The sequence below is a fragment of the Pseudomonas sp. 10-1B genome (assembly GCF_000935045.1).
GTDB lineage: Bacteria > Pseudomonadota > Gammaproteobacteria > Pseudomonadales > Pseudomonadaceae > Aquipseudomonas.
This window is the reverse complement of the sequence record NZ_JYKS01000001.1, coordinates 188,259-209,237: the sequence shown is the minus strand read 5'-3', so window position 1 is coordinate 209,237 and position 20,979 is coordinate 188,259. Positions and strand designations below refer to the sequence as shown.

The window sequence follows — 20,979 nt, the reverse complement described above, 5'->3', positions numbered from 1 at the left end:
CACAAGTCGCCCCTCGCTGCCCGGTCACGGGCAACCCTGGGTGCACTTGTGCTCGACTTCAGTACGCGCGACTTACCAGCCGTCGTGGCAGCCGTTCCACTCCACGCATGGCGAACGGGCGTGCATCTGGTGGTAACGGCCGCTGTAGAACAGCAGTGGCTTGCGTTGCTCACCGATACGCAGGTGCTCGACCTGGCCGATGTACAACAGGTGGTCGCCGGCCGGATGCACATCCACCGTGCGCGCCACCAACTGCACCAGGCTGCCTTCGAGCAACGGGGTCTGCTCGTGGAAGCAATACGGCAGCGCCAGGCCTTCCTCCGGTCGCCCACCGAAGTGGGCACTCAGCGAACGCTGGGTTTCGGCAAGGAAATTGATGCCGTAGCGCACCCCTTCCTTCACCCATTGGTTGAAGCGCGAGGCATTGCGCACCGAGATGAGGATCAGCGGCGGTTCCAGCGATACCGACATGAAGGCATTGGCGGTCATGCCGGCCGGCTCGCCATCGGCGACGAAAGTCACCACGGTGACGCCGGTGGCGAACTGGCCCATTACCGTGCGCAGAAGTTTGGGATCCATGGGGCTGCCCTCCTGTCAGATCAGCGCGGTGACCGTGTTGTCCACGCCCAGCAATGCCTTGCCGTACAACTCCAGGCCAATCGCCGGCAATGCCACGGCATGCCGCGCAGCGGTGTTGGAGTCGCGCCACCAGCGCTGCATCGGGCTGCTCTCGGCAAAACTGCCGGCGCCATGGGCGGACAGCAGAATGTTGATGGCATCGGTGATATGGGTGTTGACCAGGCCGACGTCGGCACGGATACGGGCGCGGGTGAGCATGTCGATCTTGACGCCCTGGCGAGCGGCTTCGTCCAGTTCGTCGACGGCGCGCATGGCCCGCAGGTGGGCGCTGTCGATCTTCAGCGCCGCTTCGGCGATCTGGGTCTGGAACACCACCGAGTCGGTCTGCTTCTCGAACGAGGTGTAGGCCACGGCGCGGCGCGGGGCGTTGTCGATCACGTACTTCAGCGCGGCGCGCCCCAGGCCCAGTTGCGGGCCGTTGAGGATCAGTGCGGCGAACGGTACGAACAACGGCCGGTAGGCGATCTCGTCCTTGAACCTGGTGGCGTATTCGCCCTCGATGGCCGCCCCCATGTTCAGCAAGCGGTGATCGGGCACGAACACCTCGTCGGCGACGATGCAGTTACTGCCAGAGGCACGCATGCCGGCGGTGAACCAGGTATCGTCGATGCGGTACTGCTCCTTGGGCATCAGCGCCAGGTACTGGCCCACCAGGGCACCGTTGGCATCGCGCTCCTCGGCGCCGACCGCCGCCCAGTCGGCATGCAGGCTACCGGAAGAGGCGTACCACTTGCCGGAAATCACCAGGCCGCCCTCTACCCGGCGAGTGCTCGGCGAGGTATTGAAGACGCCTGCCACGCGGGCATCAGGGTTGGCACCGAATACCTCTTGCTGCGCGCGCTCGTCGAACAGGCCAGTGAACCAGGCGCAGACGTTGCTCAAGGCCACCACCCAGGCGGTGCCACCGCATGCCTCTGCCAGTGCCGCGGATACCTCCAGGTGCGAACGCAGCGTGCCTTCATGGCCGCCGAAACGCTTGGGTACCATCAGGCGGAACAGGCCAGCGTCACGGATCGCCTGGATATTCTCCTCGGCAGCACGGCGGTTGTTCTCGGAGTCGGCGGCATTCTTGCTCAGCAAGGGCTGCAGCGCCACGGCGCGCTTGACCAGCTCTTCTAGCGAAGGCCCCTGGTCGGCCACCGGCAGCACGCTTACATCAAACTCTTTGATCGCTTCTTTCATGGCTTTCAACCTTTTTCTAATAATGACTAAAATGTCATTTATTTATTGTGGGCGAACGAATCCACACCTCGGGCGAACCCGGGCGAGCGGAACGGCATCACGGGCAAACGGGTCAGGCAACGCCCACACAGGGCTCTAGTGCTCCCGGTTATCCGAAAATGACAGCGAATGCAGATGAAAAATCAGAGACGACGGCGCTTGCGGCGCGGCGGCGGAGGAAGAGGACGAGACAGACGAGGGGTAAGGGCTTGAACGATCATTTTTCGTCTCCTGTTGTTTTTATGACGAAACTGCCTGCCTGACGCAGCATCAGATGAAACATGCTTGTCATTCCGACATTGACTAGAATGTAGGACAAGACACGCCCGTGTTCAATAGCCTTGATCAAATAAATATATTTACCAGACGATCTGCATAGTTTTTAACAATGACATTTTGTCACTGGAAGAGATGACCATGCCCAGCCACGACTCACTCGCCCCTGCCGGGCGCACCACCACCGACCATCGCCCGCGGATGGCAGAAAAGAAACGCCTGATGATGCGCACACGGTTGCTCGATTCGGCCATGCGGGTGTTTGCCGAAGCGGCTGGCGCCACACCGGTGATCGACGATGTGATCCGCGAAGCCAAGGTGTCCCGTGGCACCTTCTATCGTTATTTCGACTCGCTGGAGCAAGTGCTGATCGCGCTTGGCCAGGAGCTGAGCAACCAGATGACCACCGACATCCTGCCGCTCTACGACATCCTCGAAGAACCCTGGAAACGCATTTCGGTCGGTTTTCGGGTATTCCTGGTCCGCGCCCTGCTGGACCGCAAGTGGGCAGGCTTCGTGACCCGTGTGGATGTGTGGCCGCACCATGCACTGGTGGCCGAATACATGAGCCGCGACCTGGAAAGTGGCCGCGCTGCCGGCCAGTTGGCCTTCGATCGCCTGGATGCCGCCACCGACTTCCTGTTGGGCGCGTCCGCCCACTCCATCCAGGCCATCCTGCAAGGGGTGGACAACGTCAATGAATACATGGATGCCTGTGTCCACATGGCCATGGTCAGCGTGGGCATCGACCCTGCCACCTGCCGGCGCGGCGTGGACTTTTCGTTGAACTACCTGCAGGACTGGGGCTCAGGGGCGCTCGACCTGCCACGGCCGGTGTGGGCATTGAACCTCAATTCGCGTGAGGGTCGCGAATTTCTGGCCTATCGGCGGGCGCCAGCTTGACCGGTCGTGGCCTCATCGTTACCGACCTGAATATCCCGGGCCAGCGGATTACCCATGGTCTCGATCATGTCGTTGATGCTGTAAACCGAATGCACCAGGAACCAGCCCCAGACCGGGTCGGTCAGGCCACGGTGGATGGGCCGGCGGATGTTCACCCCACCCTTTCGGCAATGCCCGCAGTCGGGTTGGCAGCGGCATCCAGGGCTTCGATCATCAGCAGCGCATCGTCGATGAACACCGCGCGCGCCACTTCTTCCTTGCTGGAGAAATAGTTGATGCGGTCGAGTGCGGCGATCCGATTCATCCGCGAAGAGCCTATCGCGGTGGATGGCACCGGCTTTGCCGGTGTTCGCGGCTAAAGCCGCTCCCACAGATGCGTGCACCCGAAACCTGCACAGTACCTGTGGGAGCAACTGTCTTGTATTGCCTGGACTGGCCTCATCGCCAGCAAGCCAGCCCCCACAGGTACTGCACAGGGCTTGAGGCCTATGCGATCGAGGTGGGAGCTGGCTTGCCGGCGATGGGCCGTAAAGCGGCCCCAAATTGCTTAACTGGCTGGTATTGGGGCTACCCCAGCAACTGGCTCAACACCGCCCGCAATTTCCCTGGCTTGACCGGTTTGTTCAGCAGCGGTGCACCGAGTTTCTGCAAGGCCCGCCGGCACTGATCGCTGCGGTCTGCAGTAATGATCACCGCAGGTATGGCGGCGGCAAAATGCTCGCGCAGGTGCCTGACCACCTCGCAGCCGACGACGCCGTGATCCAGGTGAAAATCGGCCAGGATCAATTCCGGTGCCTGGCCCTGTAAGGCCAGCAAGGCGCCAGCCTGGTCAGTCGCGGTCACCACCTCGCAGCCCCACTGCCCGAGCAACGCCCCCATGCTCTCGAGGATGCTCACTTCGTTGTCCAGCACCAGCAGGCGGCGGCCCGGCAACGGGTTACCGGTACCGGGCTGTGGTGCGGTCTGGTGGATCGGCAGCGGGACTTGTGCGCCGATCGGTACCTCGATGCTGAACATCGAGCCACGCCCCGGCCACGACCGCACTTCAATCCTGTAGCCAAGAATCTTGGCGATCCGTTCGACGATCGCCAAGCCCAGGCCCACGCCCTTGCGATCGGCAGCGCGGCCGACGTCCAGTTGATTGAACTCGAGGAAAATCGCCTGCAGCCTGTCCTGCGCGATACCCCGGCCGGTATCCCAGACCTCCAGGCGCAAGTGGCCGCCCCGGCGTCTGGCCCCCAGCAGAATCCCGCCCTCGTCGGTGTAACGGCAGGCGTTGCTGAGAAAGTTGCGCAGGATGCGTGTCATCAACCGCAGATCGGTGCTGATGGCATAATCGGCGATACGTGCGCGCAGCTTCAGGCCTGCCGCGTCGGCCACCGTACGGAACTCCGAGACCAGCGGCCCGAGCAGTTCGTCGAGGCGGTACAACGCCACGTCAGGCTTGACTGCCGCCTGATCGAGCCGGGAAATGTCCAACAAGTCGGTCAGCAGATCTTCGGCGCCCTCCAGTGCCTGATGGGTACGCTCCACCAGCACCTGTTCCGCCTCCGGCAAAGGCCTTTCGCGCAGAGTCGAGATCAGCAGGCGGGCGGCATTGAGCGGTTGTAGCAGGTCATGGCTGGCGGCGGCCAGGTATTTGTCCTTGCTGCGGTTGGCGGTTTCGGCGGCGTCGCGGGCGTCGCGCAGGGCCCGGGCGATCTGCTTGCGCTCGGTGATCTGTTGTTGCAGGTTACGGTTGGCCTCCAGCAGTTCATCGGTACGGGCGGCGACCCGTTGCTCGAGTTCGTCATTGAGCTGTTGCAGGCGCTGCTGGGCCTGTTTGCGCTCGGTGATATCAGCGACAAAACCTTCCACCAGGCCTTCCTGGCCGGGCTTGAGCAGCAGGTTCATCAGCACCTCGAGGTGGCTGCCATCCTTGCGCCGCAAGCAGGTTTCATAGCCGTGCAGGCTGCGCTCACGGGAGAGAATGGTGGTGATGGCCTGCAACTCTTGGGCGCCGCCGACAAACAGGTTGGCGGCCAGGTCGGTCAGGGAAAACAGCACCGCTTGCGGGCTGTCGTAACCGAGCATGCGCGCCAACGCCGGGTTGGCGGCACGCATGCCCTCTTGCAGGCTGGCCTGGAAAATCCCATGCACGGCGTTTTCGAACAGCCATTTGTAGCGGTTGCGCTCGGCCTCCAGCTCATCCAGCCGGGCCGCCAGCTCCGGGTAATGGCTTTTGCGTGCCGAGTGGTCGCCCAGCCCCAACAGCCCGGCCAGCGCCCGCTGCTGCTCATCAGAGCGCCTCGCCATAGACGACCTCGACATCACGCTGGCTCGACGCACGGGGATTGGTGAGGATGCACGGGTCGTCCATCGCATGTTGCGACAAGAACGGAATGTCGGATGTCCTGACCCCGTGCAGCCCCAAGGTTTCATGGAAACCGATCGCATGCTTCAACGCGATCAGGTGCTCCACCAGGCGCCCGCAGATCTGCCGGTGGTTGAGGCCACGGCAGTCGATGCCCAGCACCTCGGCAATCACCTTGAAGCGCTCCGGCGCCGAGCTGTAGTTGAAGGCCACCACATGCTCCACCAGCACGGCGTTGCACAAGCCATGGGGCAAGTCGAGGAAGCCACCCAGGCTGTGCGACATGGCGTGGACCGCGCCCAGGATCGCATTGGAGAACGCCAGCCCGGCTTGCATGCTGCCCAGCATGATTTTCTCGCGCAGGGCGATATCGGTCGGGTTGGCGATCATCTCCACCAGGTTGCCATTGATCAGGCGCATGGCTTCCAGCGCATGGGGGTCGGTCAGCGGGCCGTGGCCAGTGGAGACAAAAGCTTCGATCGCATGCACCAGCGCATCGATGCCGGTGCAGGCCGACAGGAACGGGTCCATGCTCAGGGTGGTCTGCGGGTCGATCAGCGACACGTCCGGCACCACCGCCTTGCTGACGATGGAGAACTTCATGCGTTCCTGCTGGTTGGAAATGATCACGAACTGCGACACGTCCGCCGAAGTGCCGGCCGTGGTCGGGATCAGGATCAGCGGCGGGCTGGGCACGCGGATCATGTCCACGCCTTCGAACTCGAGGATACTGCGCCCGTGGGCGACCACGATGCCGATCGCCTTGCCGCAATCCATCGGGCTGCCGCCGCCTACCGCGACAATCACATCGCAGTGGTTTTGCCGGTAGATCTCAGCGCCTAGCATCACCTCTTCGACCCGCGGGTTGGGCGACACGGCGCTGTACAGGCAGTAGTCGATGCCCTGGGCCTGCAGGCTGGCCTCCACGTCCGCCACCCAACCGGCGGCGATCACACCAGGGTCGCTGACCACCAGCACCTTGCGCGCGCCGAAGGTCTTGGCGTAATTGGCGACGTTATGCCGGCAGCCGGCACCGAAGATGATTTCAGGCGAAACGAACTTACGCAGCGGGCTGAAACTCTGGCTCATTGGCAAGCCTGTTCTTATTGTTCTGGAAGGTAATCGCCAGCGTAAAGCATCCCGCAGCGAAAGCAACCAGACCAACGCCTAGCACTGGCTCAGCCACGGACAATCAGGGGAGACCGGCCACCGCAACGATGGCCGGAGGCACATCAACGGTTGGCGAAGTACATTGTCACTTCAAAGCCGATGCGCAGGTCGGTAAAGGCGGGTTTATTCCACATGGGCAGTCCTCTTCTTGTGCCGGAAAAGTCCGGTAGAGGCATTAATGCATGGGGAGCGACGGAGCCGAATGCTACTTTGGAACAAACTTGCAGGATGCGTTGGTAGGAGAACACAGCCCGTGAGCCCACCGCGTCTGTGGGAGCGGGTTCACCCGCGAAGAATCCAGCGCGATGGATGGCACCGGCTTTGCCGGTGTTCGCGGCTAAAGCCGCTCCTACAGGTATAGCGTGAGCCCGAACCTGCACAGCACCTGTGGGAGCGGGTTCACCCGCGAAGATTCCAGCGCGGTGGATGGCACCGGCTTTGCCGGTGTTCGCGGGCATGCCCACAAGGTATAGCGTCCGCCCGAAACCTGCACAGTACCTGTGGGAGCGGGCTCGCCCGCGAAGAATCCAGCGCGGTGGATGGCACCGGCTTTGCCGGTGTTCGCGGGCATGCCCACAAGGTATAGCGTCCGCCCGAAACCTGCACAGCACCTGTGGGAGCGGGCTCGCCCGCGAAGAATCCAGCGCGATGGATGGCACCGGCTTTGCCGGTGTTCGCGGCGGTTCGACGCCTCGACATGCCCGCTCCCACAAAGATCGTGCAAGCCTTCATATTTTGAGCACGACAGTTGCTCCCAGAGCCCAGCCGCGTCAGCCGATCAGTTGGCGGGCTTGCCGTCGACACGCTGCATGCGCTGGCGCTCGTAACGCGGATACAGGTGGCTGACGCTGCGGATCAACTCGTAGCGGCTCAGGCTGACAGCGGCAAACCGCTCGGGGATCGGCCGGCGGATCATCTCGACCATGTCATCACCGCGCGCCGCGCCCTCACCCATCAGGCCATCGAGCCAGCCCAGATAGTCGCGCATCTGCGCAAAAGCCCGTGCATCGCTGGCCACCGGGCCGTGCCCAGGTACCAGGCGCGTCCAGGGCAGGGCTTGCAGAGTGTCCAGGTCCTTGAGCCAAACGCCCAGCCCAGGGCTGTTGGGGGTGGTCAGGGCGCGGTCGTGGAACACCAGGTCGCCGGCGAACAGCACGCCGGTCTTCTCATCGAGAATCGCCAGGTCGGCACCGGTATGCCCGCCCAACCTCAGCAACCGCAGCCGGTGCCCGCCGACCTCATGGATGCCAGGCGTCAGTACTCGAGTGGGCAGCACTACCTCGGTACCGCGCATCCAGTCGCCGACCAAGCGGTACATGTTCTCGGCCATGGCCTCGCCCTGTTGGCGCAACAGCTCGCTGGTACCAGCCAGGGCACCGATCGGCACGTCGGCAAAGGCCTGGTTGCCCAGCACATGGTCGGGGTGATGATGGGTCAGCAACACTTCGAGCACTGGTTTGTCGGTGGTGGCGGCGATGGCTTGGCGCAGAGCTTCGCCGTAGCGTTTCGACGGCCCGCTGTCGATCACCACCACGCCGCTGTCGGTGACGATGAACGCAGTGTTGACAACATTGCCGCCATTGGCCTTGGCGAAATTGTCGGTGCTGCCCTCCAGCAGCCAGGTACCCTCGGCGATCTGCCTGGGCGTGAGCCGATAGTCCAGGTCAGCCCAGGCCGGCAGGCCCAGGCACAGCAGCGACAGCAGCATCCAACGCATGACGGGCACCTCTGCTCAGGGGGTAAAGTCGGGCAACGCGCTCAGGGCACAGCCGCCTCGAACTGGTTACCGCTGTTGTCTTGCAACAACAGCCGGATCGGCCCGGAGCCTTGGATATCGAAGCCCAGGCTGGGGTTTTCGCTGACCGCCGGGTACAGCTCGATGCTGGCCAAACGCTGGCCATCGGCACCTTGCAACTCGGCATGGTTGAGGAAGAATTCGGGAATGCCGCTGACCAGGCCGTTATCCATCGGGTGGGCCACCTGCAAGCGCAAACGGCTGCCAGCGCCCCGCGGATAGCGCCCGCCCAGTGTTTCCCCAAGGTGCTCCTCCCAGCCGGGCTGGGTACGCACCACGCTGGGTGCGGTGCAGCCGCCGCCGGCCGCATCGATCAGGGTCGAGCCAACATGCCACAGGCCGTCGCGCGTCAGCACGGCGGCGCGCAGCGGCGTGGCCTGCTCGATGCGGATGCGGATCGACAACCAGGGCAGCACCCGCGCAGCGGGCTCGAAGTCGACAATGCGCGGCAGCGGGTTGAGCTCGGCCCAGGCGAGGATCCGTACCACCTCGCCGGCGAACGCCCGGGCATCGATCTCCAGCGGCACCTGGCGCGCGTCCTCGGCGAAGGGCGGCGCCAACAGCTTGACCCGGTCATCGAAAACGAACGCCGCCTGCCCCAGCAACTGCTTGTGGTAGAAGTCCCACATCACCGACGGCACCGGGTCTGGGTTGGCGCTCTGTTCGGCGGCCAGGGCCTGGGCTGCCCAGGGCATCCAGCAGGCCAGCAGGAAAGTCGCTCGCCAGTTCATGGCCCGTTCCTCATTGATTTGGCAGGCCCCTTGCGGGTGCGGGTTTTACCCGCGAAGAACACCATGCGGTGTGTCGTCATCACTCCTCGACATGCACGCTGTCCAGGTAGGTGCGCACTGCCCAGAGGGCTTCCTGGCTCAGGTAATCGGCCATCTTCGGCATGTACACCCGGCCGTCACGAACCGCGCCGTGGCGCACCCGCTCGACGAACCATTCATCCCCAGCCTCGCCGGCATCGAGCATGCGCAAGTCCGGGGCGATACCACCGGACTTGGCTTCCAGGCCATGGCAGGCGGCACAGTTCTGGTTGTAGGCCGAGGCACCGATTTCCACGGCCTTGTCGTGCTCGGCGGAGGTGCGATACGGGTTGACTGCCGCCCAGCCGTCGCCATCCAGGGTTACCCCAGCGTCCTTGATCGGGGTCAGGCCCTGGGTTTCCACCGCCTGGGGCACCACGTTGCCATGGGCCCAGGCCGTGCCGCTCAGCAAGGCAGCGGCCAGCAGCCCGGTGGCGAGCAAGACGTTGCGTTTTTTTGTCATTGTTATGCCCTCACGATTGCACGCAAAGCCTCAACCACAGAGGCCGTGCCACCATCTTAGGAACAGCCCGCAAGTCACCGAATGCTGCTTTGGTGGCCAGGCCGTACTCCCTTGGTAGTAGGGCTTGTGGTGAAAGGCCAAATGAGGTGCCCCACGGGAACTTTTCCCCGCAAGGGCGGGAATTTTTCCGTATCCCCCGACAGCCGCCCCACCCCACCCTGTGCAGGCCAAAACCTCCACAGGGAACTGCAACCATGACAATAAGATCGCTACCCGCCCTTTCCCCTCTGGCCCTGAGCGTGCGGGTCTTGCTGCTGGCCGGTAGCCTGGCCCTGGGCAATGTGGCCACGGCGGCTACTCCCCCGGCGGCACCTGCCAGCAAGAACGTAACCTGGGAAGACATCGCCAACGACCACCTGACCACCCAGGACGTGCTGCAGTACGGCATGGGCACCAACGCCCAACGCTGGAGCCCGCTGGCCCAGGTCAATGACCAGAACGTGTTCAAGCTGACCCCGGCCTGGTCCTATTCGTTCGGCGACGAGAAGCAGCGCGGCCAGGAGTCCCAGGCCATCGTCAGCGACGGCGTGGTCTACGTTACCGGCTCATACTCGCGGGTATTCGCCCTCGATGCCAAGACCGGCAAACGCCTGTGGACCTACAGCCACCGCCTGCCGGACAACATTCGCCCATGCTGCGACGTGGTCAACCGTGGGGCGGCGATCTACGGCGACAAGATCTACTTCGGCACCCTGGACGCCCGGGTCATCGCGCTGAACAAGCACACCGGCAAGGTGGTGTGGAACAAGAAGTTCGGCGACCACAGCGCCGGCTACACCATGACCGGCGCCCCAGTGCTGATCAAGGACAAGACCAGCGGCAAGGTGTTGCTGATCCATGGCAGCTCCGGTGATGAATTCGGTGTGGTCGGCCAGCTGTTCGCCCGCGACCCGGACACCGGTGAAGAAGTGTGGATGCGGCCCTTCGTCGAAGGCCACATGGGCCGCCTGAACGGCAAGGACAGTACGCCGACCGGTGACGTCAAGGCGCCTTCCTGGCCCAACGACCCTACCACCGAAACCGGCAAGGTCGAGGCCTGGAGCCACGGCGGCGGCGCACCCTGGCAGAGCGCCAGCTTCGATGCCGAGACCAACACCATCATCGTCGGCGCCGGCAACCCGGGCCCGTGGAATACTTGGGCGCGTACGTCCAAGGATGGCAACCCGCACGACTACGACAGCCTCTACACCTCGGGCCAGGTCGGCGTCGACCCGAGCACCGGTGAGGTGAAGTGGTTCTACCAGCACACGCCGAACGATGCCTGGGATTTCTCCGGCAACAACGAACTGGTGCTGTTCGACTACAAGGACAAGGACGGCAAAGTGGTCAAGGCCACCGGACATGCCGACCGCAACGGTTTCTTCTACGTGGTGGACCGCAACAACGGCAAGCTGCAGAACGCCTTCCCCTTCGTCGACAACATCACCTGGGCCAGCCATATCGACCTCAAGACCGGGCGCCCGGTGGAAAACCCCGGCCAGCGGCCAGCCAAACCACTGCCGGGCGAAACCAAGGGCAAACCGGTGGAGGTCTCGCCACCGTTCCTTGGCGGCAAGAACTGGAACCCCATGGCCTACAGCCAGGACACCGGCCTGTTCTACATCCCCGGCAACCAGTGGAAAGAGGAGTACTGGACCGAGGAAGTGAACTACAAGAAGGGCTCGGCCTACCTGGGCATGGGCTTCCGTATCAAGCGCATGTACGACGACCACGTTGGCACCTTGCGCGCCATGGACCCGACTACCGGCAAGCTGGTCTGGGAGCACAAGGAGCACCTGCCACTGTGGGCCGGTGTACTGGCGACCAAGGGCAACCTGGTATTCACCGGCACGGGTGACGGCTTCTTCAAGGCCTTCGACGCCAAGACGGGCAAGGAACTGTGGAAGTTCCAGACCGGCAGCGGCATCGTCTCGCCGCCGATCACCTGGGAACAGGACGGCGAGCAGTACATCGGCGTGACCGTGGGCTACGGCGGCGCCGTGCCGCTGTGGGGCGGCGACATGGCCGAGCTAACCAAGCCGGTGGCCCAGGGCGGCTCGTTCTGGGTGTTCAAGATCCCGAGCTGGGATAACAAGACCGCACAGCGTTGACCACCTGCGGGGAGCGGCTTGCCCCTCCCCGCAACTGCACTCCTTTCGCCAAGAGCCTTTCGCCATGAACTACCTGCCATTTGCCCTGCTGTTGGCCCTTGCCCCTGCCCTGGCCGTGAGCGCCGACGACGATGGCAACGATGCCCCCTTGACCGTAAACGGCTGCGTGATCGCCGAAGCCAGCCAGTGCCCAGGGGCCAACCTGCGCGGCGCCAACCTGGCCAACCAGGACCTGCGCAAGATGAACCTGGCCGGCGCCGACCTGCGCGATGCCGACCTGCGCCACGCCAGGCTGGACCTGGCCAACCTGGAGAAAGCCCGCCTGCAGGGCGCCAACCTGACCCGTGCCAGCTTGCAGCAGAGCAACCTGCGCCTGGCAGACCTGAGCAATAGCAGGCTCATGGCCATTCAAGGCTGGGGCCTGTTCGCCCAGGGTGCACAGTTTGAAAATGCCGACCTCAGCGCAGCCTACTTGCAGTTCGCCAGGCTTTCCGGGGCGAAGATGCATGGGGCCAACCTGCGAGCGGCAGACCTGGAAATGGCTTGGCTGAGCAAGACCGACCTGCAAGGCGCCAACCTTGGCGATGCCAATCTGCAGGAGGCCAAGTTTGGCCAGAGCAACCTGGCGCATGCCGATTTGCGAGGGGCACGCCGGCACTATGGAAATTTTCAGGACGCCAACATGGAGGGGTGCATGGGGTGCCCTGAGACCTGGGACAATTGAACAGCTACATCCAACCGGCACAGGCCGCCCTCATAGAACAACACATGACTTATTGATTCAGCAGGGTCTCTGTGGGAGCGGGTTTACCCGCGAACACCGGCAAAGCCGGTGCCAACCACCGCGTTGCTTGCTTCGCGGGTAAACCCGCTCCCACAATGGCCCCTTGTTCCCTGCGCGACAGCGCAGCTCATAGGGCTAGGTGATCTCCTACAAGGCCTGTGCCCATCGATCACGATCACCCCGCCACCCTCACCACGCCCAGATCGATCCCCAGGTGCACCAGCTCGGCATGCGAGCTGACCTGCAACTTGCTCTTGAGCAAAGTCAGGTGGTTGGACACAGTCTTGGCACTAATGCATAGCTGCTCGGCAATCGCCCGCACCGGGGTGCCCTTGGCCAGCATCACGAAGATCTCCAGCTCACGCTGGGTCATGCGCTGCAAGCGTGGGTCGCTGGCGCTTTGTTGCGACGTGCAGGCCAGCTGGGTGGCCAGGGGCTGTTCGATATAGGCATGCCCGGCCAACACCCGATGCACCGCCTCGATCAACACCTCGGGCGCCGAGTTCTTGGTCAAGTAACCCGAGGCCCCTGCTTCCAGCGCCTGGCGCACCAAGGGCAGTTCGTCGTGCATGCTGAAAAACAGCACCCGCAGCTGTGGCAGGCGCTGGCGCAGCCGGCGGGTGGCTTCCAGGCCACTGATACCGGGTAGGCCGAAGTCCATGATCACCAGGTTCGGCACTTGCTCCTGAACCCGGACCAAGGCCTCTTCGCCACTGGCGGCTTCGCGCACCTGCATCGCCGGCAGCACCGCCCGCAGCAGGCTGGCGTAACCCTGACGGACCACAGCGTGGTCATCGACCAATACGATATTCATCACACCTCCAGGGGAATGTTCAGCGCCAGCGCCCAACCGCCACCCGGGCGGCTGAGGATACGCAGTTCGCCCCCCAGGCTGCGGGCGCGCTCGGCCATCGAGTGCAGCCCCACCCCGGGGCGCTGGGGCTGGCTCGCGCCGCAGCCGTTGTCACGAATCAGCAGGCGCAAGCCTTTGGCGCTGCGTTGCAGGCGTACCCGCACCTGGCTGGCGTCGGCATGCCGGGCGACATTGGTCAACGCCTCCTGCAGCAACCGATACAAGTGCGTCCTGCTCGCCCCAGGCAGCAGCGGCAGGTGCTCGCCAACCCGCAGGCGGCAATCGATGCCCTGGCTGGCCTGCCATTGGCTCACCAGCAGGCCGAAGGCTTCGGCCAGCGGCAGGTGTTGCAAGGCCACCGGATACAGGTCGTGTACCAGGGCGCGAAAGCCCTGCTGCAGGCGCTCGCAATTGAGCGCAAGGGCCCGCGCCGTCTGCTCCACCACGGTGGGCTGGTCGGCTACCATGCGCAGCAGGCAGACCTGGGCACGGATCCCCGCCAGGTATTGCCCGAGGTCGTCGTGCAGGGTCTGCGCCAAGTGGGTGCGTTCCTGTTCCTGCACCGCCAGCAGGGCCTGGGTCAGTTGGGCATTGTCGGCCTGGGCCTGCTCCAGCGTCGCGGCCATGCGGTTGAAATGCTCCGCCAACTGGCGCGCCTCCGGCAGGCCGGCTTCGCGCAGGCGCGCGGTCAATTGCCCGCCCGAGACCTGGCGTAAGGCCTGCAGTAGCTCATCCAACAAGCCCATGCCGCGCCGCACCGCCCAGCGGATGGTCAGCAGGCTCAACGACAAGGCCAGGCCGCACACACTCAGCAACTGCTGCAGGGCATCCCGCACGTCAGCGACTGCATCCCGCGTATCCACGGCAATCAACACCCGGCGCCCGTCACTCAGGTCCAGCAGGCGGCTGCTGTTGTGGCGCTCGCCGAACAGCTGGCGGCCCAGCCAGGCGTCCAGGCCTGCCTGCGCTGGTATCCTCGCCGCTTCATCCGCCGCCAGCCAATGCACCCGCACATGGCGCAAGCTCTGGGTCAGCCGCGGTTGCAGGCTGGCCGGGTCGCGCACGGCGGTGTCGCTGAGGTACTCCACCACCGCTTCAGTGGCCTGCAATTCACGCTCGACATCGGCCACCGCCTGGTGCAACAGCAAGCCGGCACAGGCCAGCGTCACCAGGGCGAAGCAAAACGTGACCCAGAGGTTGATACGCCAAAGGGCCGACAGGTCGATGAGGCGCATGGGGCAGTTCTCCTCAGGGTTGCAGCCGCCAGGGTCAAGGGCGGTAGCCCATCGTAAGACCGAGGCTCCCGTGGTGAATTACTACCTTGGTACCGGCCGAGCGCTACTTTCTGCATATTTCCCCCTTCGCGGTGGGCTTCCCATGCTGGCGCCATCTGTCGTGTGACGCCTTGGCTTCCCTTCTCAATCCCGTCCGTCTACTACTTTGGTACTGCCTTTGCTGTCTATCGTCGCATTCACAAAGCACCGCCGCCGGCATGTAATGGGCCTATAACAAAAAGGATAAATCCCATGCCACATGCCGTGCCCAGGCTGCCGCACCCTTTGCTGGTGGCCCTTTCACTGAGTCTGTCGCTGGGCGTCGCCCAAGCCGACACCACACCGCTGTTTTCCGCCCAAGGCTACCGCAGCGCCCTCTATCGCAGCCCGACACCGCCCCAGGTCGATGGCGCCCGGGTCATCGACACGGCCGCGCTGCAAGACTTGCTGGGCCAGACACCCAGGCCGGTGCTGATCGACGTCTATCGTCGGCAATGGCTGAAAGGCCGCTTCATCGAAGAGCAACCCCACGCCAACCTCCCTGGCAGCCTCTGGCTGGCCAATACCGGCGACGGCGAGCTGAGCCCGGCCTGGCAGGATTACTTGGTGCGCAACCTGCAAAAAGCCACCGCCGGGCGCACGGACCAACCGCTGGTCTTTTACTGCCGCGCCGATTGCTGGTTAAGCTGGAACGCGGTAAAACGCGCGGCGACCCTGGGCTATAAGAATCTGTATTGGTACCGCGACGGCCTGGACGCCTGGCAGGAGGCCAACCTGCCGCTTCAGCCGGCACAGCCCGAGCCCTTTCCCTGAAGTGACCGCCGGCGTGCGCTAGCCCTGCCCCATCCAACAAGAACGAGGTGAAAAGGCCATGTACAAAATTCTGATTGCCGACGATCACCCACTGTTTCGCGAAGCCATCCACAATGTCATCAGCGATGGTTTCCCCGGCAGCGAAGTCATGGAAACTGCCGACCTGGACAGCGCCCTGGCATTGACCCAGGCGCATGACGACCTCGACCTGATCCTGCTCGACCTGAACATGCCCGGCATGCATGGCCTCAATGGCCTGATCACACTGCGCAACGAGGCACCGACCACGCCGGTGGTGATCGTCTCGGCCGAGCAGGAAAAGCAGATCGTGCTGCAGGCCATCACCTACGGCGCCGTGGGCTTCATCACCAAGTCCTCGCCGCGCTCGCAGATGATCGAGGCGATCGAGCAAATCCTCAACGGCAATGTCTACCTGCCGCCCGACATCATTCGCGCTCAGAAGAGCAGCACCAGCCGGCGCCTGAACGATGCCCCGAGCTTCCCGCCCGAGATGCTGCAAGCCCTGACCCGCAAGCAACTGCTGGTACTCGAACGCATGGCCAAGGGCGAATCGAACAAGCAGATCGCCTACACCCTGGATATCGCCGAAACCACGGTCAAGGCCCATGTTTCGGCGATCCTGCGCAAACTCAACGTGCACAACCGGGTACAGGCGATCCTCAGTGCCGGCGATATCGATTTTGCCGACTACCTGCGCCGCTGAAGGGGTTGTGCCTCGCGGCCGGCCAGCAGGTGGCTCATCGCAGTCTTGAGTTTCATCGGCCGTACCGGTTTGTGCATCAGGGTATGGCCCAACTCGCGGATTTGCTGCTTGAGTTCGTTGCTGTAGTTGGCGGTGATCATCAACACCGGTATTGGCAGGGCGCGACGGGCATTGATTCGCGCCACCGCATCGACGCCATTGCAGTCGTTGTCCAGGTGATAGTCAGCGATCAGCAGGTCAGCCTTGGCGTGGTAGTTGTCCACCTGCCGCGCCAGGTCTTCCTCCGACAGCGCGGTGACCACCCGGCAACCCCAGCCTTCCAGCAATGTGCGCATGCCGGAGCAAATCGCCGCATCGTTGTCCAGTACCCACACCCGTGCCCCGCGCAGGCGCTCGAGCAGCGGTTCGCAGATCGCCTGGCACGGCTGGGCTTTGGGCGCGGTTGCGCTCAGCGGTACTTCGACGGCGAACACCGAACCTTTGCCCGGCCATGAACGCACGCGAATCCGGTGGCCGAGGATGCCGCTGATCTTTTCCACGATCGCCAGGCCCAGGCCCAACCCACGGTCCTGGTCCGGACGCTGTACATCACCACGCTTGAACTCCTGGAAAATCTCTTCAAGGCGCTCTTCGGCAATGCCGACGCCGCTGTCCCACACTTCGATCCGCAGGCAGCCGCGCTGGCGCCGACAGCCCAGCACCACACGGCCGCTGCGGGTGTAGCGGATGGCATTGCTGAGCAGGTTGCGCAGAATCCGCGCCAGCAGCTGAATGTCACTGCGCACCACTGCAGAACAGCCCACGAAGTGCAGCTCCAGCCCCTCGCTGCGCGCCATCTGGGCGTATTCGGCGGCGAGGTTGTCCATCAGTTCGCTGAGGACGAAGGGCGCGACATCGGCCTTGATCACCCCGGCGTCGAGCTTGGAAATATCCACCAGGGTGCCTAACAAATTCTCCACGTCCTCCAGAGAGTTGCTGACATTACGCACCAGGTGAGCACTGTTTTGCGGCTCGCGCAGTTCGAGCAAGGCGCTGGTGAACAGCCGTGCCGCGTTCAGCGGTTGCAACAGGTCATGGCTGACTGCGGCGAGGAACTTGGTTTTCGACAGGTTGGCTTGCTCGGCCTCGCGCTTGGCCTCGCGCAGGCGTGATTCGACCCGGCTGCGCTCATCGATCTCGCGCAGCAGTTGCTCGTTGAGGTTGGTCAGTTCAGCGGTGCGCTCGCGTACCCGTTGCTCCAGGTGCTGATAGGCCTGGTGCAGCGCCTGCGCGGTATTACGGCGCTCGGTGATGTCACGGATCAGCACGAAGATGCCCACCACTTCGCCGTTGGCCAGGCGGTTCGGTACATAGGAGCGCAGCATGTAGCGCTCCTGACCGTTGCTGTTGGTTTCGGCAAACTCGAAGGTCACGCTCTCCCCCGCCAATGCCCGCGCCACGTAGGTTTCCAGGCGCTGGTAGTGCTGCTCGCTGTGGGCCTCGCGCAGGCTCTGGCCAAGCATCACGCCGTGCGGCCAGCAATACCATTGTTCGTAAACCTTGTTGGTGAACTCGTAGACCAGATCGGCGTTCAAGTAAGCGATCAGCGCCGGGACATTGTCGGTAATCAGGCGAATCTGGTGCTGGTGGGCAGTCTCGGCCCGCTGCCGGGCCTCACTGAGCAAGTGGTTGACGGCCTTGAGCTCAGCCATGGCCTGGTTCAGGGCATCTGTGCGTTCACGCACCTGCTCGGCCAGCACCACCGAATGCTGGAACGCCGCATAGGGGTCGTTGCCTCGCGTTACACCAGATTCGACACGTTCGATCAGCGCGCCATTGATCCGCTGCAGCTTGTGGTTTTCGCGCTGCAGCCGGGCGACCTGGGCCTGCAGTTCAGCGACTGACTGGAGGCCGGCTGCGGGCAATGGCGACCCCAGTGAAGGTCTGGTTGATGTGCATGCCATTGAACTGTTCTCCATAGGTGTTGAACCCCATCACCCACTGCTCCCGCAGGAACGCACCGACCTGCTCCAGGCTGTGCTGGCCTTCCAGCTCCAGGCGCCGCAGGAAACAGTCGCAACCGATGGTCAGCAGCAGCGGGCCAAGGCGCCGGTGCAGCCCGTCGAACAGCTGATGCAGGTTCGGCAACAGCGGGCCTGGGGCCATGGCCGTGAGCACGATGCCGTTTTCCACCGCACAGTAGAAACTCAGGCTCAGGTCCGGGTGCACTTGTTGGATCGCCCGCACGTAATACTGATCGTGGATGCGAACGGCCAACGGGTGGGCGGCGAATACCCGGTGGTCGAGTTCGGCCACCGGCACGCCGATATGCCGCGCGTACTCCTCGGCAGCGGGCTCGGCATTCAGTTCGAAAACCCGACGCTGGGCGCTGTCGGCACCGGTGACCACCAGTTTTTCCTGGCGTGGCAGGATGTGGTGCGTGGTGAACACTTCGAAGTCGAGCCAGGTATTGACCAGCACCACCACTGCCGCGCCGTTGTGGAAGGTGCCGCCGAAGTACACATGGGTGCGGGTCAGGTAGTTGTCGTCGCCAGCCGAGCCGCCAAAATGCGGAATGTCCCCCAGGGCCGCGCTGAGGGCAGCCAGTACCATTTCCTCGCGGCTGGACAAGCCATCGAGCAGGGTCAGGGCAAAGCTGTGGCCCTTGATTGGCGCCAGGGTATTGCTGCGACAGTTGCCGACCAGCCGCTCGACCATCTGCTGCGCATCGATCAGGCTGAAGCGCTCCATTTCGTCGATCAGCTCGGTGGCGATGGAAAAGTGCCGATGATCGAACCCCACCGCCGTCACGCAATTGCGGCCGTAGCCCAGCGGGGTGATTTCGCCAGCGCTGGTGCAGCCCACCAGGCGAATGCCGCCAAAACCCTGCTCCAAGGCCTGGCCCAGCACCTGCAGGTCGTATTCGGCGGAGCAGAAGAACAGCACGAAGCCCAGGTGCGGGTGCAGCAAGTGCCGCGCCAGTTCCTGGGCTGCCAACCGGGCGTCGGTTGCCTGGGACATGGCGCTGACCACACCGTCGTTGTGAGCCTGCTGCATGGTGGTCTCCGGCGCGGGGCTGAGCGATGAGTGTACGAAGGGCGCCTCGGAGGACGAATGCTACTTGGGTAGCGGGTGGGCGGTTCCATGGGAGTAATGTTGCTCACTTGAAATTGCTGGGGCCGCTGTGCGGCCCTTTCGCGACACAAGGCCGCTCCCACAATGTCCGCGTACACCTCGTAATTTGGGTTTGCGCGGTCTATGTGGGAGCGGCCTTGTGTCGCGAAAGGGCTGCGCAGCAGCCCCAACGTCTTACCAGGTCAACACCGCCCCCACCGCGAAGGTATCGGTGTCTTCGTTCTGCGCACTGCTGTCATGCCCGTCGATGGAAAACTGGTTGTACTCGGCCACCAGCTTGAGGTTGTCGTTGACGTCATGGAACAGCGCCACGCCGCGGGTCTCGTAATCCGCACCACTGCCCACCGCGCCGTTACCATCGTCCTTGGTCTTGCCATAGGACAGCGCCACACGGTTCTTGCCGATCTTGTACGACCCCTGCAGCAGGTAGCCATCACTGTCGACATTACGCAAAACCGGCTCGCCGGCATTGTTGGTGAAGAACGGGTTGATGCCCTTGGCCTGGAACCCCGAGCCGGTCAGCGACAGCCCACCCATCTTGGCCTGCACGCCATAACCCACGCCTTTGGAGGTGACCGACTGCACCGCAGGGTCAGTGTTGTCGGAGGTCTGGTAGCTACCGTTGACCCAGCTGTAGATCTGCGCCCCGCCCAGGTCGAACTGGTAGGTGATCTCGCTTTCGGTGCGAGGGTTTTCCTGGTAGGCCTTGCCGGTTGGGCTACTGTCGTTGGTGTCCACCGGGTCCATGATGCCCACTGCCACCCGCAGGCCGTCCATCACCGGTGTACGGTAGGTGATCTGCGACGTGGGGAATGGGTACGGGTAACCGCTGCCGATGTTGCCGAACGACACCCCGCCCCCGTCCACCAGCCCCAGGGTATCGCTGACCTGGCCATAACCGGCCAGCAGTTCGTCGAGCAGGATGTTGGAACGGGCGAACAACCCGAAGTCCTTGCCGATCAGCACCTCGCCCCACTCGGGGTTGGCCACGGTGCCGTAGAACTGGCGCACGTCGATGGCAGTGTCAGTGCCATTGGTTTCGCTGTCGTTGATGGTGACCCAGAACGAGGCGCGCGCCCCGAGCTTCAGCTCATCCACCTGCTTACCCATGTTGAAGCCCAGGTAGTTGGGCAGAAACCCCATCTTCACCCGCGACTGGCGGCGATCGTACTGGTCGCCCGCGCGGTCGACATCGCTGTTGACGTAGAAGGCGTTGATATAGCCATCGGTGGAAAACGTCGTCTGGTCCTTGTCGTACAGCATGATCTCGGCCTCGGCGACAGCGCTCAGGCCCAGGCTCGAAAAGCTGACGATGGCAGCCGCCAGGAAACGAGGCGGCAGGTGCTTATTGTTGTTGTGCATGGCGCGCTCCAAAATCGGGGACTCGATGTCGGAGGCGATTATCAGAAGCTGGCGAACAGCCAGATATGCTGCCTTGGAGCGAGTTGGCAGGTGCTTTGGGCCGGTGAGCGAGGCGCGATGATTCGGACCCACGACCGGGTTACGCCCGGAAGCAACACTTCGGGCGTAAGCCTCAGGAGCAAGCAGGGATCAATACAGTCGCCCCGGCGGCGGAGTGGGTACTTTTCTTCAATACCGCCAGCTTGTCGAAGCCCGAGGATGAAGGCCTCCTCCAAC

General features: G+C 63.5%; 19 protein-coding genes. 5 read left to right on the top strand and 14 right to left on the bottom strand.

The window, feature by feature from the left end:
* Positions 1 to 72: 72 nt before the first annotated feature.
* Together TZ03_RS00875 and TZ03_RS00870 are read right to left on the bottom strand one after the other, a co-directional pair.
* Positions 73 to 579 carry a flavin reductase family protein gene (locus TZ03_RS00875; protein ID WP_051095106.1) on the bottom strand — a complete coding sequence of 169 codons (507 nt, stop codon included), beginning with the start codon at positions 577 to 579 and terminating at the stop codon, positions 73 to 75.
* 15 nt (positions 580 to 594) lie between these two features.
* Entirely contained in the window at positions 595 to 1,821 is a 1,227-nt protein-coding gene (locus TZ03_RS00870) for an acyl-CoA dehydrogenase family protein (protein ID WP_082056501.1), read from the bottom strand.
* 456 nt (positions 1,822 to 2,277) lie between these two features.
* Between TZ03_RS00870 and TZ03_RS00865 the strand changes: the two genes are divergently transcribed.
* On the top strand, positions 2,278 to 3,039 hold the full coding sequence (locus TZ03_RS00865; RefSeq protein ID WP_051095402.1) for a TetR/AcrR family transcriptional regulator: 762 nt from the start codon (positions 2,278 to 2,280) through the stop codon (positions 3,037 to 3,039).
* Between the two features lie 151 nt (positions 3,040 to 3,190).
* On the opposite strand, the gene TZ03_RS31060 is transcribed toward TZ03_RS00865, so the two are convergent.
* From TZ03_RS31060 to pedF, 7 genes are all read right to left on the bottom strand, one after another.
* Positions 3,191 to 3,343 carry a hypothetical protein gene (locus TZ03_RS31060; RefSeq protein ID WP_160297732.1) on the bottom strand — a complete coding sequence of 51 codons (153 nt, stop codon included), beginning with the start codon at positions 3,341 to 3,343 and terminating at the stop codon, positions 3,191 to 3,193.
* 263 nt (positions 3,344 to 3,606) lie between these two features.
* A complete protein-coding gene (locus tag TZ03_RS00860; protein WP_051095105.1) occupies positions 3,607 to 5,334 on the bottom strand; it encodes a NahK/ErcS family hybrid sensor histidine kinase/response regulator in 1,728 nt (575 codons plus the stop codon).
* Positions 5,318 to 6,481 (bottom strand): alcohol dehydrogenase-like regulatory protein ErcA, encoded by a 1,164-nt coding sequence (gene ercA, locus TZ03_RS00855; RefSeq protein ID WP_051095104.1) that lies wholly within the window; start codon positions 6,479 to 6,481, stop codon positions 5,318 to 5,320. Before ercA ends, TZ03_RS00860 begins: the two co-directional genes overlap by 17 nt.
* Before the next feature lie 143 nt (positions 6,482 to 6,624).
* Positions 6,625 to 6,696, bottom strand: coding sequence for a pyrroloquinoline quinone precursor peptide PqqA (pqqA, locus tag TZ03_RS28080; RefSeq protein WP_010455123.1), 72 nt, complete (start codon positions 6,694 to 6,696; stop codon positions 6,625 to 6,627).
* A 644-nt stretch (positions 6,697 to 7,340) separates the two neighbouring features.
* On the bottom strand, positions 7,341 to 8,279 hold the full coding sequence (locus TZ03_RS00850; RefSeq protein WP_051095101.1) for a quinoprotein relay system zinc metallohydrolase 1: 939 nt from the start codon (positions 8,277 to 8,279) through the stop codon (positions 7,341 to 7,343).
* 41 nt (positions 8,280 to 8,320) lie between these two features.
* Positions 8,321 to 9,088, bottom strand: a complete 768-nt coding sequence (locus TZ03_RS00845; RefSeq protein WP_051095099.1) for a quinoprotein dehydrogenase-associated SoxYZ-like carrier — start codon at positions 9,086 to 9,088, stop codon at positions 8,321 to 8,323.
* Between the two features lie 79 nt (positions 9,089 to 9,167).
* Positions 9,168 to 9,629 carry a cytochrome c-550 PedF gene (gene pedF, locus TZ03_RS00840; protein ID WP_051095096.1) on the bottom strand — a complete coding sequence of 154 codons (462 nt, stop codon included), beginning with the start codon at positions 9,627 to 9,629 and terminating at the stop codon, positions 9,168 to 9,170.
* A gap of 254 nt (positions 9,630 to 9,883) precedes the next feature.
* On the opposite strand from pedF, the gene exaA reads away from it, so the two are divergent.
* Entirely contained in the window at positions 9,884 to 11,779 is a 1,896-nt protein-coding gene (gene exaA / locus TZ03_RS00835; RefSeq protein WP_051095094.1) for a quinoprotein ethanol dehydrogenase, read from the top strand.
* Between the two features lie 64 nt (positions 11,780 to 11,843).
* The gene (locus TZ03_RS00830) at positions 11,844 to 12,503 is read left to right on the top strand and encodes a pentapeptide repeat-containing protein (RefSeq protein ID WP_051095092.1); all 660 of its coding nucleotides are present in this window, start codon (positions 11,844 to 11,846) and stop codon (positions 12,501 to 12,503) included.
* A gap of 235 nt (positions 12,504 to 12,738) precedes the next feature.
* On the opposite strand, the gene TZ03_RS00825 is transcribed toward TZ03_RS00830, so the two are convergent.
* Complete coding sequence (locus TZ03_RS00825) at positions 12,739 to 13,377, bottom strand: response regulator transcription factor (protein ID WP_051095090.1); 639 nt, start codon at positions 13,375 to 13,377, stop codon at positions 12,739 to 12,741.
* Positions 13,377 to 14,651: a histidine kinase gene (locus TZ03_RS00820; RefSeq protein WP_051095088.1), complete on the bottom strand. Its 1,275-nt coding sequence runs from the start codon at positions 14,649 to 14,651 to the stop codon at positions 13,377 to 13,379. Before TZ03_RS00820 ends, TZ03_RS00825 begins: the two co-directional genes overlap by 1 nt.
* 291 nt (positions 14,652 to 14,942) lie before the next feature.
* Between TZ03_RS00820 and TZ03_RS00815 the strand changes: the two genes are divergently transcribed.
* The gene (locus TZ03_RS00815) at positions 14,943 to 15,503 is read left to right on the top strand and encodes a PQQ-dependent catabolism-associated CXXCW motif protein (protein ID WP_051095087.1); all 561 of its coding nucleotides are present in this window, start codon (positions 14,943 to 14,945) and stop codon (positions 15,501 to 15,503) included.
* Between the two features lie 58 nt (positions 15,504 to 15,561).
* Positions 15,562 to 16,227, top strand: coding sequence for a response regulator transcription factor (locus TZ03_RS00810; protein WP_051095085.1), 666 nt, complete (start codon positions 15,562 to 15,564; stop codon positions 16,225 to 16,227).
* Here TZ03_RS00810 and TZ03_RS00805 read toward each other — a convergent pair.
* From TZ03_RS00805 to TZ03_RS00795, 3 genes are all read right to left on the bottom strand, one after another.
* Positions 16,212 to 18,131 (bottom strand): PAS domain-containing hybrid sensor histidine kinase/response regulator, encoded by a 1,920-nt coding sequence (locus tag TZ03_RS00805; protein ID WP_051095083.1) that lies wholly within the window; start codon positions 18,129 to 18,131, stop codon positions 16,212 to 16,214. The two genes, TZ03_RS00810 and TZ03_RS00805, sit on opposite strands and share 16 nt — an antisense overlap.
* Positions 18,100 to 19,263: a nitric oxide-sensing protein NosP gene (gene nosP / locus TZ03_RS00800; protein WP_051095081.1), complete on the bottom strand. Its 1,164-nt coding sequence runs from the start codon at positions 19,261 to 19,263 to the stop codon at positions 18,100 to 18,102. The genes TZ03_RS00805 and nosP overlap by 32 nt, the downstream gene beginning before the upstream one ends.
* Positions 19,264 to 19,515: 252 nt before the next feature.
* The gene (locus TZ03_RS00795; protein ID WP_051095079.1) at positions 19,516 to 20,703 is read right to left on the bottom strand and encodes a porin; all 1,188 of its coding nucleotides are present in this window, start codon (positions 20,701 to 20,703) and stop codon (positions 19,516 to 19,518) included.
* Positions 20,704 to 20,979 lie beyond the last annotated feature (276 nt).

Bases quoted from the DNA above. Each gene is read 5' to 3' on its own strand.
- pedF (WP_051095096.1), bottom strand. From the start codon at position 9,629: ATGACAAAAAAACGCAACGTCTTGCTCGCCACCGGGCTGCTGGCCGCT.
- nosP (WP_051095081.1), bottom strand. From the start codon at position 19,263: ATGCAGCAGGCTCACAACGACGGTGTGGTCAGCGCCATGTCCCAGGCA.
- TZ03_RS00865 (WP_051095402.1), top strand. From the start codon at position 2,278: ATGCCCAGCCACGACTCACTCGCCCCTGCCGGGCGCACCACCACCGAC.
- TZ03_RS00820 (WP_051095088.1), bottom strand. From the start codon at position 14,651: ATGCGCCTCATCGACCTGTCGGCCCTTTGGCGTATCAACCTCTGGGTC.
- TZ03_RS00845 (WP_051095099.1), bottom strand. From the start codon at position 9,088: ATGAACTGGCGAGCGACTTTCCTGCTGGCCTGCTGGATGCCCTGGGCA.
- TZ03_RS00875 (WP_051095106.1), bottom strand. From the start codon at position 579: ATGGATCCCAAACTTCTGCGCACGGTAATGGGCCAGTTCGCCACCGGC.
- TZ03_RS00815 (WP_051095087.1), top strand. From the start codon at position 14,943: ATGCCACATGCCGTGCCCAGGCTGCCGCACCCTTTGCTGGTGGCCCTT.
- TZ03_RS00870 (WP_082056501.1), bottom strand. From the start codon at position 1,821: ATGAAAGAAGCGATCAAAGAGTTTGATGTAAGCGTGCTGCCGGTGGCC.
- exaA (WP_051095094.1), top strand. From the start codon at position 9,884: ATGACAATAAGATCGCTACCCGCCCTTTCCCCTCTGGCCCTGAGCGTG.
- ercA (WP_051095104.1), bottom strand. From the start codon at position 6,481: ATGAGCCAGAGTTTCAGCCCGCTGCGTAAGTTCGTTTCGCCTGAAATC.
- TZ03_RS00810 (WP_051095085.1), top strand. From the start codon at position 15,562: ATGTACAAAATTCTGATTGCCGACGATCACCCACTGTTTCGCGAAGCC.
- TZ03_RS31060 (WP_160297732.1), bottom strand. From the start codon at position 3,343: ATGAATCGGATCGCCGCACTCGACCGCATCAACTATTTCTCCAGCAAG.
- TZ03_RS00830 (WP_051095092.1), top strand. From the start codon at position 11,844: ATGAACTACCTGCCATTTGCCCTGCTGTTGGCCCTTGCCCCTGCCCTG.
- TZ03_RS00825 (WP_051095090.1), bottom strand. From the start codon at position 13,377: ATGAATATCGTATTGGTCGATGACCACGCTGTGGTCCGTCAGGGTTAC.
- TZ03_RS00860 (WP_051095105.1), bottom strand. From the start codon at position 5,334: ATGGCGAGGCGCTCTGATGAGCAGCAGCGGGCGCTGGCCGGGCTGTTG.
- TZ03_RS00850 (WP_051095101.1), bottom strand. From the start codon at position 8,279: ATGCGTTGGATGCTGCTGTCGCTGCTGTGCCTGGGCCTGCCGGCCTGG.
- TZ03_RS00795 (WP_051095079.1), bottom strand. From the start codon at position 20,703: ATGCACAACAACAATAAGCACCTGCCGCCTCGTTTCCTGGCGGCTGCC.